Source organism: Streptomyces sp. Alt3 (assembly GCF_030719215.1).
Taxonomy (GTDB): Bacteria; Actinomycetota; Actinomycetes; order Streptomycetales; family Streptomycetaceae; genus Streptomyces; species Streptomyces glycanivorans.
Genome location: NZ_CP120983.1, coordinates 8300360 through 8316038 on the forward strand (window position 1 = coordinate 8300360; position 15679 = coordinate 8316038).

Consider the following 15679-nt stretch of genomic DNA (forward strand, 5'->3'; position numbering starts at 1 on the left):
CTGCGAACAATTCAGCCGACCAGATTCACGTCCTGTGGTCAGGACTTTACGCCCTGAGGCGCATCAGGCTGAAGTCATGACGAGTACAGCCCTCCGCAGCAGGGCGTGGAAACTGCTGGAGACGGTCACGACGCCACTACTGCCGTCGGACTACCTCGACCTGGTCAGCCCGCTGCGTGCGGGCGCTGACCTGCGTGGGCGCATCGAGGCCGTGCACCCCGAGACGGGTGACGCCGCTACCGTCGTGATCAGGCCGGGACGGGGCTGGCGCGGCCACACGGCCGGTCAGTACGTGCGGATCGGGGTGGACGTCGACGGGGTGCGGCTGTGGCGTGCCTACTCCATCACCTCGCCGACAGACCGCAGGGACGGCCGCGTCACGATCACGGTGAAGGCGATCCCGGACGGCAAGGTCAGCAACCACCTGGTCCGCAGAGCGAAACCGGGCACCCTGATCCAGCTCGACCAGCCGACCGGCGACTTCGTGATGCCGCAGGCCAAGCCCGCCAGGGTGCTCTACCTGACGGCCGGCAGCGGCATCACGCCCGTCATGGGCATGCTGCGCGACACCGAGTTCGACGACGTCGTCATGGTCCACTGCGCGCCACGGCCGCAAGACGTGATCTTCCGCAACGAACTGCACGACCTGGCCGCGGACAAGAAGCTGCGGCTCACCGAGGTGCACACCGACACGGACGGCACGCTCGACATCGCCCGTCTCGACGAACTCGTGCCCGACTGGGCCGAGCGCGAGACCTGGGCTTGCGGACCCGCGGGCCTGCTCGACGCCGCCGAAGCGCACTGGACCGAGCACGGCGTCCAGCAGCGCCTGCACACCGAACGCTTCCGTCCCGGCATCGTCGTCGCGGGCGACGGCGGCGAGGTCACGTTCAGCGCCACCGGCAAGACCGTCGACGCGGACGGCGGAACGCCGTTGCTGGACATCGGCGAGGAGGCCGGCGTTCTCATGCCCTCCGGGTGCCGCATGGGCATCTGCTTCGGCTGCGTCACGCCGCTCAAGGCGGGCGCCGTCCGCGACCTGCGCACCGGCGAGATCACCGAGGCCGAGCCGGGCGTCCTCATCCAGACCTGCGTGTCCGCTGCGGCGGGCCCGTGCGACATCGAACGGTAGGAGCACCTTGACCGCCATCGACCCCACCGCCCACCTGACCGCGGAGCAGATCGAGGAGCTCGGCCGCGAGCTGGACGCGATCCGCGACGAGGTGATCGCCGGCCGCGGCGAGAAGGACGCCGCCTACATCCGCAAGGTCATCTCGGTGCAGCGCAAGCTTGAGCTGGCCAGCAGGGGCGTGCTGCTGTTCTCGTTCTTCCCGCCCGCGTGGCTGATCGGCACCGCCGGTCTGTCCGTGGCGAAGATCATGGACAACATGGAGATCGGCCACAACGTCCTGCACGGCCAGTGGGACTGGATGCGAGACCCGAAGATCCACTCCACCACCTGGGAGTGGGACCACGTCTCGCCGTCCGAGCAGTGGAAGCACTCGCACAACGAGCTGCACCACACGTACACCAACGTGATCGGTAAGGACAACGACCTCGGCTACGGCATCATGCGCGTGGACGAGGACCAGAAGTGGCACCCGTTCCACCTCGGCCAGCCGCTGTGGAACTTCATCAACGCCTGCTTCTTCGAGTACGGCATCGCAGCGTACGACCTGGAGCTCGGGAAGAACCTGCACAAGCGCCGCCGCAAGAACCCGGAGTTCCGCGCGCGTGCCAAGGCTGTGGGCCGCAAGATCCGCAGGCAGGTGCTCAAGGACTACGTGATCCACCCGCTGCTTTCGGGCCCGTCGTTCCTCACCACGCTCGCCGCCACGTTCACCGCGAACCTGGTCCGTAACATCTGGTCCCACTCGGTGATCATGTGCGGGCACTTCCCCGAGGGCGTACAGGTCTTCGAGCGCCGGTCGATCAAGGGCGAGACGCGCGGCCAGTGGTACCTGCGCCAGATGATGGGCTCGGCGAACATCAGCGGCAGCAAGGCCATGCACTTCATGACCGGCAACCTGTCGCACCAGATCGAGCACCACCTGTTCCCGGACCTGCCGAGCAACCGGTACGCCGAGGTCGCGGTGAAGGTGCGCGCGTTGTTCGAAAAGTACGAGCTGGAGTACGTTACCGGGCCGCTGCCCAGGCAGGTGCTCTCCGCGTGGCACAAGGTCTTCCGGCTCTCGCTGCCGAACAAGAAGCCCAAGGTCGAGACGCCGGACCGCGAGCAGGAGCTCGTCGCGGCCTGATACCTGTGGCCGACGCCGCCGCGCAGGCCGGGCTGGGCGCCTGCGGGGAGGACCATGGCCTTTCCGGATGTGCCGCACCGCCACCGAGGCCGTGCACGACTGGCAGGAGGGCGCACCCTACGACGGCGCGAGGACGGTCACGTGGAACGTTCGCGGGCTGCGGCTACCACGCCACCTCCGACGATGACGAGAACCGGCACATGTCGCTGTGCCGCTGCACCTGTTCGGAGAAGGAAGGCCGAGCATGAGCGGCCTGCGGGGAGCACCGCCATAAGGCCGACCCGGTCGGCCTGGACGAGGATTCCCACTGGTACCTCCTTCACCAGTGCCTCACCGACACCCGCCTCGACCTCGACGTCCGGGCCGCCGGCGCGATCCTCCTGCCGTTCGGCCACCACCTCACTCGGATCGCTGCCCTGTCCACCACCGCCCTGACCACGGGAGACGGGACGACGTTCCTCACTTTGAGCAGGACCCCGATTCCGCTGCCCACCACCCTGGCCGACCTCTTGACCACCCTCCGCGTCCGGGCCCTGATCGGGCGTCAGGCAAGTCCGCCAAGCCGTGCCGGCTGTGATCCGCCCTGGCGGGCCATTCGGCAGATCTACACTGAGTTGCGAGAACGCTACGGGGGAACAGGATCATGGGCGTGCGTACGGGTACGAGCAGTGCGGTGGACGGCCAGTCCTCCCTGATCTCCGCGGTCCAGGCCGGAGACGCGGACCTGGTGAGGATCCTTCTCCACGAGCACAGCGACTTCGACTACCTGGACGCCGCGTTCCGCCTGGCCGTCCGGATGCACGCCGGGCGCATCGCCCAACTGCTGCTCCAGTACGGTGCGGATTCAGGCCAGAGCCGCCCCGATGACCTCATCCCTCTGAGTGAGGCGGTCGACTCGGGTTCGCCCGCTCTGTTCGAGGCTCTCCTGGACCACGAGATCCGCGGTAGGTATCCCGAGGTCGAACTCCTGGAGGCCCGGGACCTCGCGCGCCGCTGGCACGAGACGGGGGTCGAGGCCGAGCTGCGACGCCGTACCGGTTCCCGGGACGCTGTCGGCCGTAAGCGGGTTCAGGACGGCGAGTACGACAGCGTCGTCGAGTTCACCCTCGGTGGCATGACCGTGCGGGACGGCCATGGGGCGATCCTCACGTACGTCGAGGAACTGCTCGGGTTGCGAACCTCGTTCGAGGAGCTGATGGACCGTGCGTTGGCCCAGGTCGATCAGCAGGACCATGCAACGTGGAGCCGTGCCAGCCTCCAGCTGAGTGGACGGCGGGAGGAGGCGACCTGGACCGCTGCGGCAACACTACGTACGAGCCCGGACCCGTCCCGCCGATTGTTCGGTGCCGAGGTGCTCCGCCTTGTTCATCTGTTCGACGACAGCGACGAGGACGCGTTCGCTGGTCCTGCTCTGGACCTTTTCACCGGCTGGGCGGCCGAGGAGACGGACGTCGCCGTGCTCAACGAGGTGCTGGTCGCACTCGGTGAACACATCGACCCCCGCGCGGAGGCGGCTCTTCTGGCCCATGCCGGCCATCCCGATGCCGGGGTACGACGTGCGGTGGCGCAAGGGCTCAGTGCTTTGTCCTCGCCGTCGGCCTTTTCCGGCGATGCTCGCACGGCGTTGCTGGGGCTCATGGCCGATCCGGACGCTGTGGTACGGGAGACCGCCTGCCGCGTGGTTGCCGAGGGCAGGGACCACGATCCCGTGTTCGCGGACGCCATGGCAGCTGTGCTGGACGACACGGACCGCCTGGTTCAGTTGGCTGCCGTCTACGGGCTTGCCCTCCACGACGACGAACGGTGCGTGGCAGCAGCACGCCTCCTCGGCCCGCCGCAGCGCGGTTCCCTGGAAGAGGAGGGCTACCTCGACGCAGTGTGCCGTTACCAATGGCTCCGCGACGGCCGCCGGACGTCCCCGCCTGTGCCTGTCAGCTGCTCCGGAGCCGGGAATACCGCACAGCTCGAATGACGCTCCCCGCCGGCTGGCGCTTCGCAGTGGTCCCCGGCCCGCCGAGAGGCCTACGCCAACGACCTGGAGGCCGAACGCTCCCTGGTTGCCGTCACCGCGAAAACCAACCCCAGCAAGGCCGACCAGGCCCCCTCCACCTGGCTCCCCTGCTGTGAGGGGTTGGCGGGCCTTGTCGGGCTGGTGTGACAGGGCGTAGGCACGGGCGGCGACGGCGGCCGCGAGGGTCGCGGCGGCAGTCGGCTGGCCTCCGACGATCTGCCGTGCTCGCTCGGCCAGCTGTGCCGCGGCCCGGGGTGCGCCGTAGTTGATCGGCACCGTGGCTTCGCGGGCCAGGACCCAGGCGTGCAGCTGCCGGTTGCCGGATTCCCCGGCGGCCCTGGTGGCGTTCGCGAACCACTTCCTTACCTCCTTGCGGGTGCCGAGGTCGTGCAGGACGGTAGCGGTCATCCCTGCCATCTGTCCGGCCGTACGGCACGCAGAGCCGCCCAACTGACGGAGCCCGCCGACAGGTTGGACTCAGCTCACTGCTTCTCATTAACATCGACACCAAACCGAGAGATTGCACCTCGATTCCTCACGCCTCGTCAAAGGCCTCGAGCAGGCGCTCGTACGCCAGCTTCGGCCGCAGGGCCGCGTCCCACGGCAGGGAATCGGCCGTGCGCGGAGGATAGATCTTGGTGTCGGCGGTGGAACCGTACCGGTCGGTGAATCCCCATGTGGAGAACGATGTGCAGTTCGGCTCCTCCAGGCAGACCCGCAGCTTGCCCGCCATCTCATCAGCCTGGATCTGCCGCCCGTCCTCCTCGTCCTCACCTATGGGGACGTCCATCTCCGACACCCGCGCCTGAACCCCGAGCTCCGCCAGATCCCGCACATGGCTGCGGAAGGTCTCCGGGTCGACGCGGTCGCCGGGTGCGTACTCATGGTTCTGGAAACCCACGCCGTCGATCGGTACGCCGCGTTCCTTGAGCCGCTCGACCAGATCGTAAAGGGCGTCCCACCGCTCGCCTTCCTCCTCGACCCCGTACTCGTTGAGGAACAGCCGTGCCTTCGGATCGGCGCGGTGGGCGGCCCTGAACGCCTCGTCGATGTACTCCTCGCCCATGGCCTCGAACCACGGGCTCTGCTCGGAGCGCAGACCGAGATCCCCGTTGGTGTAGCTCTTCTCGTCGTCGGACATGGGCTCGTTGACCACATCCCATTCCGCGACCTTTCCCTTGTAGTGCCCGGCGACCATGGCGATGTGCCGGAGCATGGTCCGGCGCACCTCCTCGGGGTCGTCGTTCTCCCGCATCCAGTTGGGCAGAGCCTCGTGCCAGACGAGGGTGTGCGCGTGCACCTTCATGTCGTTCGCGCGGGCGAAGCGTACGAGTAGGTCCGCGTCGCGGAAGTCGTAGACGCCCCGGCGTGGGTGGAGGAACTGTGGCTTGAACGCGTTCTCCGGAGTGAGCATGGAGAACTGGCTCCCTGCGAGCGCCCGGTAGCGTGAGTCGGTGAGCAGCGGGTTCTCGGCGAGGGCGGCGCCGACGTCGAACGGCCGCCCCGCGTCTGCGGCCCGCGCACGCAACGAGTCGTCGGACCGCTCCTGGCGTAGCTGCGGCGCCTTGATCACGCGCAGCGAGTCACCGCTCTCTGCCCGCGCGATCAGCTGCGTCAGACGCCATCCCTCGCGGCGCTCGTCTTCGCCCGCGTCCGCCTCCAGACCGAACCAGACAGTGCCCTCGGCGAACACTCCCGGGTCCTGCACGGTTCCCAGCCGCCGCCCGTCGGCTTTCACGCGGAAGGTGTCACCGATGCTCGACACGGCGAGAGTCACCGTCCCGGAGCAGCCGCAGGCGAATTCCTTGGAGGTGGCTGGCTGATCGCCCTCCCCGTCCCATATCTGTACCTTCACTTGTCCGTCAGCGGTCACGCCGACGCGGAGTGAGGGCCGCTCCTGCCGCCACTCGTCGTAGATGACCGGCACCCGTCCGTACAGCCGCAGCCATGAGTCGCCGTCATCGTCACCCACACCGGACATGCGCGCGCTGACGGTGAAGTCGCCGTCGGACCTGAGATGCGGGCCGGCCAGGTTCAGCGGGGGGTTGGGCCGACCGCCGGAGGAGTCCTGCTCCACGATGTGCCGATCCAATGCGATGACCCGCAGGATGTCGTTCCGCGCGGTGGTGCCCGGCATCTGCGTCCAGTCCTGGTTCCGCAGCAGGTCTTCGTCGTTTCCGCCGCCCGCGCCTTCGCCCTGCCCCGTACACCCGGCCGCCACCGCCATGACGAGCACCACGGCAGTCAGTCGCTGCCACGTCTCCCCACCAAGGTCCACGGTCCCTCCCACTCTCTTGTTCGAGACGAGGTCAACGTCTCGAAACCGGGCCACAGTTCATCACACACGAGGTACGGCGGCCTTTCGCGCTCAGGCAGGTTGATCGCGGCTGGTACCGGACCTTCTTCGGGCAGGCCATCGGCTTCTACCGGCGGCCACCTCTCCCTGTAGTGCAAGTCGCGTGGCCTGATGCCGAAGGCCGTTTCCACTGGGATGAAAGCGCGGACGAGAGGCATCGCGAGTCACAACCTCAGTTGTGGCTGCCTCCGAGTGACCATCCGGTCGGAATCTGGACGACCGAACTCTGATCTGCGACACGGTGGGGGAGCGGCACCCAGGCGACGCACTACTGAAGCAAGATCGGCCTTCTTCCGTTCGGCCCGCCGGCCGATGGGCGCCGAATCGTCCTGCAGCCGGCCGGAAGCACGTCCGGTGGCTTCCGGCCGCATGCCGCTGGGCGTCAGGTTGCGCAGGCAGTCGCGGCGGGCAGCGACGCAGGTTTTCACGGCGCGGCCGAGCCCTGCCACAGATGGAACCGGTCGGCTACCTGCAGAGCGTCGGGGGCGCCGCGTCGGGCGCCCTTGGCGTAGGCCCCCGCCCGGCCCCCGACAGATGACCTCCACGCCGGGGTGGCGGTTCGGCCAGGCGGCCGGCGGCCCAGGGCTGAAGCACCGTTCCACGACGTTGCGGTGCTTCGAGCTGTAGCCCAGCGCGGTGGGGGGTAGCACCGCTCATGCAGCCTTCTACGAGACAGTCTGTCCCCGTACGGTCCGGGCCGTCGACGCTGCGGACCGTACCCGTGGGCACGTCGGTTCTCGCTCCTCCGGTCCGGCGTCGGGACGATGGGCTTTGTTCACGAGTCCCGGTTCCGGCGCACGTCCCTGAAGCGGTCACCCCCTGTGTGCCGGCGAGCGAGATGGGTGCCTGGCGCGCAGAGCTCGCGTTCTGGCAGGCTGATCGAGTGAGTGGGAGTGCAGAGGCGTCCGGTAACCGGTTTCGGGATCGGCGCGAACGCAAGTACGGATACGACTTCATCGATGAGGTACTCGTGCAGTGTCCTCGATGTGACGGGTGCGCCACTGTCACGCCCCACCCCGGCAATCCTGCGGATGAGAAGGCCACCGGCTCCGGGAGCCTGGCCCCGCATCGGCGACTGCGGTGCACGGAGTGCGGCTTCTTCAAGGATCGGAAGGTCGACTCCGCCCTTGTGGGCAGCCCCGTCGATCCCTACTTCCAGCGACCTGTCTGGCTGCAGGCAAGCTGCTGCGGGAACGTGCTGTGGGCCTACAACACACGCCATCTGGATCTGCTGGAAGCCTATGTGCAGGCCAAGCTGCGTGAGCGCGGAGAGCTCGCGCCCTGGGCCCCGACGAGTCTGGTCGAGCGGCTTCCCACCTGGCTCAAGACTGCGAAGAACCGGACCGAGATCTTGCGGGCGATCAAGCGTTTGCGCTCCACGTCACCGGCCGGTGGCGGGTGATCGACCCTGCCGTGGCCAGAGCGAAGGCGCGCCGCTGAACCGCGTGGTCGCCTTTCCGTGATCCCCCCCCAGCCAGGCCTTTCAGGACGGACAGCGGGAGGCGTCCTGAAAGGCCTGGCTCGTTCGAACAGGGGCAGGGCAGTCAGCGGGTAGGGGCGCCAGCCGTGTTCGGGCAGCGGCTCTCACCTCAGCGGTTTCCATGGGGTCATCGCGCAGTGCGGCGATCCGGTCCAGTGCCTCCGGGTTCGTGGGTGCCGAGGTGGTCCCCAGCAGCCGCGTCGTTCCCTGGCAGTCCCAGAGGGACTCGGTATACACGTGCTCCAGGCCGTTCCCGTTGATGGCGGCGAGCGCTTTGAGGTATGCGGTCCGTTCGTGCGAGTGCGGGGTGTGCAGCCAGAAGCGCCGGAGGTAGGGGACGGCCTTGGCGGCGTCAGGGCCGAACCGGGCCAGGCGTCGGGCCGTCCGGTCGGGTCCGCACCAGGCCCGCGCCAGCCACTGTTCGGCGAGTTCGTTCACGAGTCCTGGCAGAGCCTCCGGGCCGGGATGGTCGGCCAGAACCTCCGTACCCAGTTGAGCCAGCCAAGGGTGGTCCGCCCGCGCCCAGCCGCGCGCCGCCGGTACGGCAAGGGCGCCCAGAGACTCAACGGCCGGCCTGAGCAGGGGCAGAGGGCGCCGCCCGTCGGACGTGCCCAACGTGGGCACCAGCGGGATCAGTCCTTCAACGGGATCCCTGGAACTCAGGGCGCGCAGCGCGTCGGCCTTCGTGCGGCCCTCCGCACGGGCGTCGGCGAGCAGAGCGAGGAGTTCCGCGGTGCTGAGGCCGCTCAGCGACGGTCGCGGAACGAACGGCGAGCTCTGGACCTCGATCCCGAACCTTGTCCACGGCTCGGACCACAACGGAAGTTCCGGCTCCGTGCCGATCCGGGCGTGTGCGACGTCACCGAGGTCTTCCCACCACTCCGGTGGCCAGCGGGCTGACAGCGACTCCAGTACGCGTACCCAGTGCTCGCCTTCGCGGACATACGTCCGAAGCCCTTCCCTGGCGTCGCCCGATCCGGCGACGGCCACCAGTACCAGCACCTCGGAGGCCCGCAGGCAGGCCTCCTCGTCCCCCGCCAGCATGTCCACGATCGGCATGAGAGACAGGTCCAGATCACGGACCAGCCGCGCCAGGTACAGAGACCGTTCGTCGGACTGGTCCCACCGCCGGTCACGGAGGATCCCGTCATGGACGAACGCGGCAGACCCCCGCGGCTCCCGGAAGGCTCGCACCGCACCCAGGCCGCGACCTCTTTGCAGCAGGCCTTCCACGGAGTCGGGGAGGGCATATGACATCTCGTACGCGTCGTTCATCACCCGGCACCTTGCCCGACCCGGCCGCTGATCCGCCACGCGATATCCGCCAGGCCCCACCGGACCCGCCCTTCTGATCGAAACGCCGGCCCACGACGAAGACGGAGAGCGTCAGTCTCCATGCCGGTGGCGTCGTTCGGGAGCGGGTGGCAGTAAGGGGGTCACCCGCTCCCACAAGTCGTCCGGAACAAGACCAGGGCGCACCCGAACACCTTGCCGACCAAGATCGTCAAGCACAAGACACAAGGCATCTCACTGTGCTTCGAGCGCGGGGTCCGGGGCCGTTCGCCAGATCGAGCGCTCAGCCTGAGGCGCCCTCCAGCGGAAGGTGGTCCCGGAAGTACTGCGAATCCAACCACTCCTCCTTCACGAAGAGCGGCCGCGTCAGGCGCGCTGCCCCGACCTGCTGCGAGCGCAAAAGAACTCCGAGATCAGTCAGGGAAAGCGAGTCATCAGGCGTATAGAGCACCCAGTTCCCCTTCTCCGCAGCGTGGTCCAGCAGGAACTGCTGACCCCGCTGCGGATCGCTCCCCGCCAGCGGGAAGCCAGACAGGAAGACCTGCGGACCGGTGACCGCATCCAGCGCAACGCAGGCGAGTTTGCCCGCGTCGTAGAACGCCTTCACCCCATCCGGGAAGTCTTCCTGCGCATACGGACCGCCAACCCGTTCCTGCGGTCCAGAGACCGAAAGGGCCTGGGCGACCCCGGCCGGAGACATCCCGAACTGCAACGGACCCACACCGACTCCCGACCGCAACTCCCAGCATTCCCGCTCCGCATCCCCGCCCATACACCCACTCCTACGTCCGATCCGTCAGGATCCGTCTCTTTACTCAGGCCGCATACACAAGGCCATGGGCCAAGGTGCCAACTCAGCTGTACAAGTGCCAACAGGGGTGCCGCTCTCAGCTGGAGTCATTCTGAAACGATCAGCTGGTGCCGTATCAAGCGACGTTTGCGCTCTCGACCGAGCCTGAGGGCCTGTTCGCGCCCGCTCCTCGGCAGGAGTTGTCGGTGGCCAATGCGATGCTGGCGCCGACAACTCCGCTTGCAGTGATCATTCAGGGGCTCCGTTGAGTGAACAGTCAGGGTCCGACCTGTCTTCGGTCGACTTCGACGCCGCGTGGTGCGCCACCGACCTCGGCGAGTACCGTGCGTGCCGATACACCTACGAGCAGTACTCCCTGGAGAGCTTGCCGCCGCTGGACTCCAGCCAGTTCACGGGTTCCTTCCGGTGGCTCGGGGACGCCGGCGAGCCCATCCCGCGGCAGGTCATGAAGCTCAGCGGCCTGGCAAGGGACCTGGCCGCCAGGGGCCTCACCTTGCCGCGGGATTTCGTCACGTTCCAGACCACCGAGAACCTGCACGGCTCGCTGGACGAGGTCTCGGTAACTGGGTGCTGGACGAATCTTTCGGACCCGCTGCCCAGTCCGGTCGAGCCCGGTGCCTTCCTGGTGCGGTTCTTCCGGGATCAGCAGGACTGCGTCATCTGGTACCTCTACCTCCGCCCGATGAGTGAGGCGTTCGTGGTGTACTCCGACCTCGACTACGAGTTTGAGTACGAGGCGCGGCGCGACGGGGAAGAGACACAGACCGATCTCGAGGACGCGGAGGAGCAGAAGGCCGCGATCACGTGGTGTGCGCCGTCGTTCGAGGAGTTCGCCTGTCGGTTCTGGACCGAGAACCGCCTCTGGCATGCGGTCAACGCCGGTGAACTGCCACTGCTTGAGGCGCGGCTGCGGGATTACTTGAATCACTACGCGCCGCCTGGGGCTCCGATATGACCGCGCATCGAGCGAGAACCTATGCGGATGCCAGAGCTCGTACGGTTCGCGAAGTCGATGACGACGAGGGCAGGCGGCTGCTGCGAACCGTACGCCGTGGCACCGGTTCAGTAGTGACGTGGCGGCGGGCCCAGATGGTGCTGTTGTCCGCACAAGGCATGGGCGTGACAAAGATTGCCGAGGTCAGGTTCACCAGCGCAGACCAGGCCCGAGACGTGATTCACAATTTCAACGCCGACGGCTTCGGCTCGCTGTATCCGAAGTACTCCGGCGGACGCCCGAAGGTGGGAAGATCTTCGGCGCGCCGTCGCCGTGGTGGCGACAGCAGTCGACTTCGCCTACACCTCATCGTAGAAGGGCCCGGAAGACACCTGTGTGGATGCCCCGGCAGCACCGGGGAAGGTGAGGTACCGATGAAGCACCTTCCAGGCACACCGCCCGCCGGCCGCCGCCGAGCAGGTCCGCCGCAGCCGGGTCGACGAAGCCCGAGCGCGAAGCACCTGCTGCGCCCTCGGAGTTCGCGGGCGTTCGTCCTCGGTCTTTGCATGTCCGGGCTCGCCGGCGGAGTGCGCGCCATGCTGGACGGGAAAGGGCTCGGGATGACTCTCGGCATCTTCGGTATCGGGATCCTCGGGCTCATTCTCACGGTCGAGTGGGTCGTGACATACGCGCGGGAGCGCTGAGAATCACGAGCGGGATATTGCCCGAGGACAGGAGGTCGCAAGCCTCGTTTTCCCCTGGCCTGGGGAAGCCCCTCCCCGACCGGGGGCCGGCTGGTCAGGCTACGCACCATGCTTCCCGGTGCCGCCCTCACCCAGTCGGTGATCCGGCAGGGGGCACAGGTCGCTTTCCTGCCGGTGTCCGCAGAGATCAGGGCACGGCAGGTGCATGCCTGGCACAGGATCGGTGGCCGCTTCCTACTGGAGAACGCCAAGACCGACTTCGACCGCATCGATGTTGTGCTGCGACCGACCTCGGATTCCGACAACGCCAATCTGGCCTGTCTGACCCGGATCCGGCAGGTCTGTGCAGACTTCGGCAGGATCGCCGGATGGGTGAACAGAGCCTGTTTCCGGGTGCCCGGCCCCGTGGCCCAACGGTCCTGGCAAGCGTTCGGCACCTGGCCCGACAGGGCAGCCTTGACTCGAACGTGCTCTGGAACGCCAGGACAACGACCTCTTCGTCACCGCACTGGGCGAACTGATTGCCGCGGGAAACAGCGCCGCCTCGGTCTCCCGCAGGGTCGCCACGATGCTGCGTGAAGCAGGTTACGAGAGCTACTGAAGGGGTCGCCTCTCGCGTCCGGCCGTGAGACCGCCCGCCCTCGTTCGGAACGTGGCTGATGGGCGGCCCGGCCCGGCACGCCTTGGCAGATCACGATCCGCGTTGTCATTCCCGCGCGCGATGACGGGGGAGTGGACTACAGCCTCGTGATCGCCGCCGCTCAGGCCGCCGGCCCCTGCCCGCCCGGTGAGGAAGCCTCCTGGAGCCGCCGCGTGCAGACGCTCACCGTCGACCTGCACATGATCGCCAAACAGGCGGCGCAGGACGTCGACCGGCTGGAGAGCGCCAAGACGTTCGTCGCCTTCCTGGAGAAGATCGAGATCGAAGAGACCAGCCGGCGCGGCCTCCTCACCCCGCGGCTCCCGTCCGGGGACGCGGAGACCATCCGCACCGAGCAGGACGAGACCGACCGCGGCCGCCAGCTGATCGAGCGGGCCCGCACCCTCGTCGGACGATGGGTGCTGGTCCACCGGTACAACGAGGAGAAGGCCGGCAACCGGCAGCACAACGTATGCATGCTGGCCCACCTCGTGGACCTGGGCGACGGGGCGATCTCGGTGAACATGGCGAAGAAGGTGCTCCTGGATGCCGCCGGCGGCGTCGTGGCGCAGGCGCAGGCGGCGTGGGAGAGCACGGGCCTGCCGGACGCCGGCACGGTCAGTGTCGAACAACTGCAGAAGGCGCGCGCCGGGCTGGCGGGTTGAGCTGTGAGCGTCGGCTGCCCGGCGAGCGTCGGCTGGATCCACGACGGCGGGATCGGGATGTGAAGCCCACCGCGAATAGCCTGTGATACCTGCTCGACGAGTGGATCCCGCTCTGCGGCCCAGACGTTGAGCAGGACGAGTACGACTGCATGTGCGCCCCCGCTGCTCCAGAAGCTCCGGGGAGGCGCCGACCAGACGGAGATCGGAGAGTACCCGTGGCAGGAGCTGGAGGATCACATTGGTCTCGGCCCTGTGGGCCTGCGCCCGGCAGCGATGCCTTACCAGGTGATCTCCTGGTGGACAGCTGTGCAAGCCGGTGTGGTCACCGGGGGAGCTGTTTGCCGGACCCCCTGCCGACTGCTGGTGTCGGTAGAGTTCCGGCGCGGCAGCTGCGGCCCTCTGGGGAATAAGAGAACTATGTCTGTAGTGTCGATTTCCGCGAAAGTGCACAGAAATGCGTTCCCGCGCCGATGAACCTGCAGGTCACGCAGTCTGCTCCCCGCGCACGCGGGAATGGTCCTCGCCGGATGGGGGCTGGAGTGGGGCCGGGACGCTGCTCCCCGCGCACGCGGGAATGGTCCCTCCTCGGCGTCCGGCGGCGATCCGCCCAGTGCCTGTTCGCCGCAGGACGTCGCCGCCGCGTTCGAGCCCGCCCGCCAGCCCCTCGCGGACATCGGCGAAGTCCCGCCCTTGCCAGTATGAGTGATGAGGTCGCCGATCTTGGGAGTGAGCGTCAGCCTTGGCGGCTGGGAAGCATGGCCAGGGCCTGGGAGCGCTGTGCGACGAGGTTTTCGTAGGTGCCGTCGCGCTCGGCCCAGCGGTGCATGAGGACGCCCTTCACGAGGATCTCGTGGGGGGTGGGGTCCTGCGAGAGCAGATCCATGACCTCGGTGGCGAAGTCGTCGAGCGGCAGCGCGTGCGGGTTCACCTTCTCCTGTCCTGCCGTGGCGACGGCCGGGGGTACGAGCTCGACGACGCCGATCCCGGTGCCGTCGAGTTGTGCGCGCAGGGCCTCGGAGTAGGCGTGTACCGCGGCCTTCGAGGCGGCGTAGGTGGGCATGGGCGGGAAGGGCAGGAAGGCGATGCCGGAGGTGACGGTGATGAAGGTGCCGCCGCCCCGCCGGAGCAGATGCGGGGTGAAGGCGTCGACGACCCGGATGGTGCCGAGCAGGTTGGTGTCGACTGTTCGCTGCGCCGCCTCGAAGTGCGCGGGGTCGTGCAGGTCCTCAAGAAGCATGACGCCCGGCATCGTCACCACGGTGTCGAGCTCGGGGTACCGGGTGAGCGCGGCGTCACGGGCGGATGCGACGGAGGCACTGTCGGTGACGTCGATGGTGATCGTGCCGAAGCCTTCTTCGGCGAGTTCCGTGAGTGCTTTCCGGCTGCGTCCGCCAACGGCCACGGTGCTGCCGGCCGCGGCGAACCGTCGGGCCAGCTCTCGCCCGATACCCGAGGTTCCGCCGACGACGAGTACGGTGCGGTTGGAGAGATCCATGAGGTCTTCCCCTTCAATCCAAGGCGCCACGGCATTCAGGCCCGCGACGCAGACAGTGATGTTCCCTGTCTCATTCGAAACAGCGCTCCTGCAGTCTCGGCGGTACTGCCGGGCTGTGGCAGAGCCCCCGTCTTCCCTGGTCCTGTCAGGGCCCCCTCTCGGACACGCGTGCCGCATTACGGTGTCGGTATGAAGGATCAGGAATCCGGCAATCGTCTCGGCAGCTACCTACGTGCCCGGCGTGAGCTGGTCTCCCCGGCACAGGCAGGACTCCCGCCCGGCGGTAACCGCCGCGTCCCCGGCCTCCGCCGTGAGGAAGTCGCCCTGCTCGCCGGAATCAGCCCCGACTACTACCTGCGCCTGGAAAAGGGCCGGGACAAGAACCCCTCACCGCAGGTCCTCGGAGCACTCGGGCGGGTCCTGCAGCTCGACGACGTCGAGCGGGCGTATCTGCTCGGCCTCACGGCGGCGCGCCCCGAGGCGCCGCGCCGCAAGCGGCCCGAGCACGTACCGGCGCGGGTGCACGAGCTGCTCGCCCACCTTCAGATCCCCGCGTTCGTCGAAGGCCGCGCCTTCGACGTCCTGGCCTCCAACGCCATGGCGGTCGCGCTCTCCCCCCGCTTGCAGCCCGGCCGGAACCGGCTTCGTTCTCTCCTTCTCGACCCTGGGGAACAGGCCTTCCACCAGGACTGGACGAAAGCCACAGCCGATTTCGTCGCCGCCCTTCGCACCACCATCGGGGACGACACCGACGACCCCCGGTTCGTCGAGCTCGTCGGAGAGCTGGCCCTGTCCAGTCAGCGGTTCCGTACCCTGTGGGCCCGCCACGACGTCCGCAGTCTCGACGGGGGAACGACCACGGTCCACCACCCTGTCGTCGGTGAACTGCGCCTCCACCGCGACAAGCTCCCCGTCGACGACGTCATCCTCGTCGTCTACTACCCCGACAAGGACAGCGACAGCGACGAGAAGCTGCGGCTCCTCGCAGCACTCTCGCACACCGGCGAATAGCTTCTCGGGTCCCCTTTCCGG

The 15679-nt window shown here is 67.9% G+C and carries 13 protein-coding genes and 2 pseudogenes; 11 read left to right on the forward strand and 4 right to left on the reverse strand.

All coding sequences use genetic code 11. The annotated features are described in order from the left end of the window. Positions 1-76: 76 nt before the first annotated feature. The 4 genes and pseudogenes from P8A20_RS36835 to P8A20_RS36850 form a co-directional block, all read left to right on the forward strand. Positions 77-1132, forward strand: a complete 1056-nt coding sequence (locus P8A20_RS36835) for a ferredoxin reductase (RefSeq protein WP_147961034.1) — start codon at positions 77-79, stop codon at positions 1130-1132. 7 nt (positions 1133-1139) lie between these two features. Continuing rightward, on the forward strand, positions 1140-2258 hold the full coding sequence (locus tag P8A20_RS36840) for a fatty acid desaturase family protein (protein WP_147961035.1): 1119 nt from the start codon (positions 1140-1142) through the stop codon (positions 2256-2258). 643 nt (positions 2259-2901) lie between these two features. After that, positions 2902-4230, forward strand: a complete 1329-nt coding sequence (locus P8A20_RS36845) for a HEAT repeat domain-containing protein (protein ID WP_306105079.1) — start codon at positions 2902-2904, stop codon at positions 4228-4230. A gap of 12 nt (positions 4231-4242) precedes the next feature. Further along, positions 4243-4377: pseudogene (locus P8A20_RS36850) on the forward strand (HNH endonuclease); the annotation flags it as partial. Positions 4378-4804: 427 nt separating this feature from the next. Here P8A20_RS36850 and P8A20_RS36855 read toward each other — a convergent pair. After that, positions 4805-6547, reverse strand: a complete 1743-nt coding sequence (locus P8A20_RS36855; RefSeq protein ID WP_147961037.1) for an endo-1,4-beta-xylanase — start codon at positions 6545-6547, stop codon at positions 4805-4807. A gap of 59 nt (positions 6548-6606) precedes the next feature. Between P8A20_RS36855 and P8A20_RS36860 the strand changes: the two genes are divergently transcribed. Both P8A20_RS36860 and P8A20_RS36865 read left to right on the forward strand, forming a co-directional pair. Continuing rightward, positions 6607-6855, forward strand: a complete 249-nt coding sequence (locus P8A20_RS36860) for a DUF4262 domain-containing protein (protein WP_261988793.1) — start codon at positions 6607-6609, stop codon at positions 6853-6855. Between the two features lie 899 nt (positions 6856-7754). After that, on the forward strand, positions 7755-8027 hold the full coding sequence (locus P8A20_RS36865; RefSeq protein ID WP_306105080.1) for a hypothetical protein: 273 nt from the start codon (positions 7755-7757) through the stop codon (positions 8025-8027). Between the two features lie 81 nt (positions 8028-8108). On the opposite strand, the gene P8A20_RS36870 is transcribed toward P8A20_RS36865, so the two are convergent. Continuing rightward, positions 8109-9380, reverse strand: a complete 1272-nt coding sequence (locus tag P8A20_RS36870; protein ID WP_306105081.1) for a hypothetical protein — start codon at positions 9378-9380, stop codon at positions 8109-8111. A 301-nt stretch (positions 9381-9681) separates the two neighbouring features. Then, a complete protein-coding gene (locus tag P8A20_RS36875) occupies positions 9682-10119 on the reverse strand; it encodes a hypothetical protein (RefSeq protein WP_147961062.1) in 438 nt (145 codons plus the stop codon). A 334-nt stretch (positions 10120-10453) separates the two neighbouring features. On the opposite strand from P8A20_RS36875, the gene P8A20_RS36880 reads away from it, so the two are divergent. The 4 genes and pseudogenes from P8A20_RS36880 (at position 10454) to P8A20_RS36895 (ending at position 13152) form a co-directional block, all read left to right on the forward strand. Then, positions 10454-11164 (forward strand): hypothetical protein, encoded by a 711-nt coding sequence (locus P8A20_RS36880; RefSeq protein WP_147961039.1) that lies wholly within the window; start codon positions 10454-10456, stop codon positions 11162-11164. Continuing rightward, positions 11161-11472: pseudogene (locus tag P8A20_RS36885) on the forward strand (helix-turn-helix domain-containing protein); the annotation flags it as partial. The gene P8A20_RS36880 and the pseudogene P8A20_RS36885, both read left to right, overlap by 4 nt. A 237-nt stretch (positions 11473-11709) precedes the next feature. After that, complete coding sequence (locus tag P8A20_RS36890) at positions 11710-11847, forward strand: hypothetical protein (RefSeq protein WP_261988795.1); 138 nt, start codon at positions 11710-11712, stop codon at positions 11845-11847. A gap of 732 nt (positions 11848-12579) precedes the next feature. Beyond that, on the forward strand, positions 12580-13152 hold the full coding sequence (locus tag P8A20_RS36895) for a hypothetical protein (RefSeq protein ID WP_147961040.1): 573 nt from the start codon (positions 12580-12582) through the stop codon (positions 13150-13152). Positions 13153-13885: 733 nt separating this feature from the next. Here P8A20_RS36895 and P8A20_RS36900 read toward each other — a convergent pair. Next, positions 13886-14647: an SDR family oxidoreductase gene (locus P8A20_RS36900; RefSeq protein WP_147961041.1), complete on the reverse strand. Its 762-nt coding sequence runs from the start codon at positions 14645-14647 to the stop codon at positions 13886-13888. A gap of 189 nt (positions 14648-14836) precedes the next feature. Here P8A20_RS36900 and P8A20_RS36905 point away from each other — a divergent pair, with 189 nt between their 5' ends. After that, on the forward strand, positions 14837-15658 hold the full coding sequence (locus P8A20_RS36905) for a helix-turn-helix transcriptional regulator (protein ID WP_147961042.1): 822 nt from the start codon (positions 14837-14839) through the stop codon (positions 15656-15658). Positions 15659-15679 lie beyond the last annotated feature (21 nt).

Coding starts and splice junctions, on each gene's coding strand:
- P8A20_RS36835 (WP_147961034.1), top strand. CDS start 77: ATGACGAGTACAGCCCTCCGCAGCAGGGCGTGGAAACTGCTGGAGACG.
- P8A20_RS36845 (WP_306105079.1), top strand. CDS start 2,902: ATGGGCGTGCGTACGGGTACGAGCAGTGCGGTGGACGGCCAGTCCTCC.
- P8A20_RS36870 (WP_306105081.1), bottom strand. CDS start 9,380: ATGAACGACGCGTACGAGATGTCATATGCCCTCCCCGACTCCGTGGAA.
- P8A20_RS36890 (WP_261988795.1), top strand. CDS start 11,710: ATGTCCGGGCTCGCCGGCGGAGTGCGCGCCATGCTGGACGGGAAAGGG.
- P8A20_RS36900 (WP_147961041.1), bottom strand. CDS start 14,647: ATGGATCTCTCCAACCGCACCGTACTCGTCGTCGGCGGAACCTCGGGT.
- P8A20_RS36905 (WP_147961042.1), top strand. CDS start 14,837: ATGAAGGATCAGGAATCCGGCAATCGTCTCGGCAGCTACCTACGTGCC.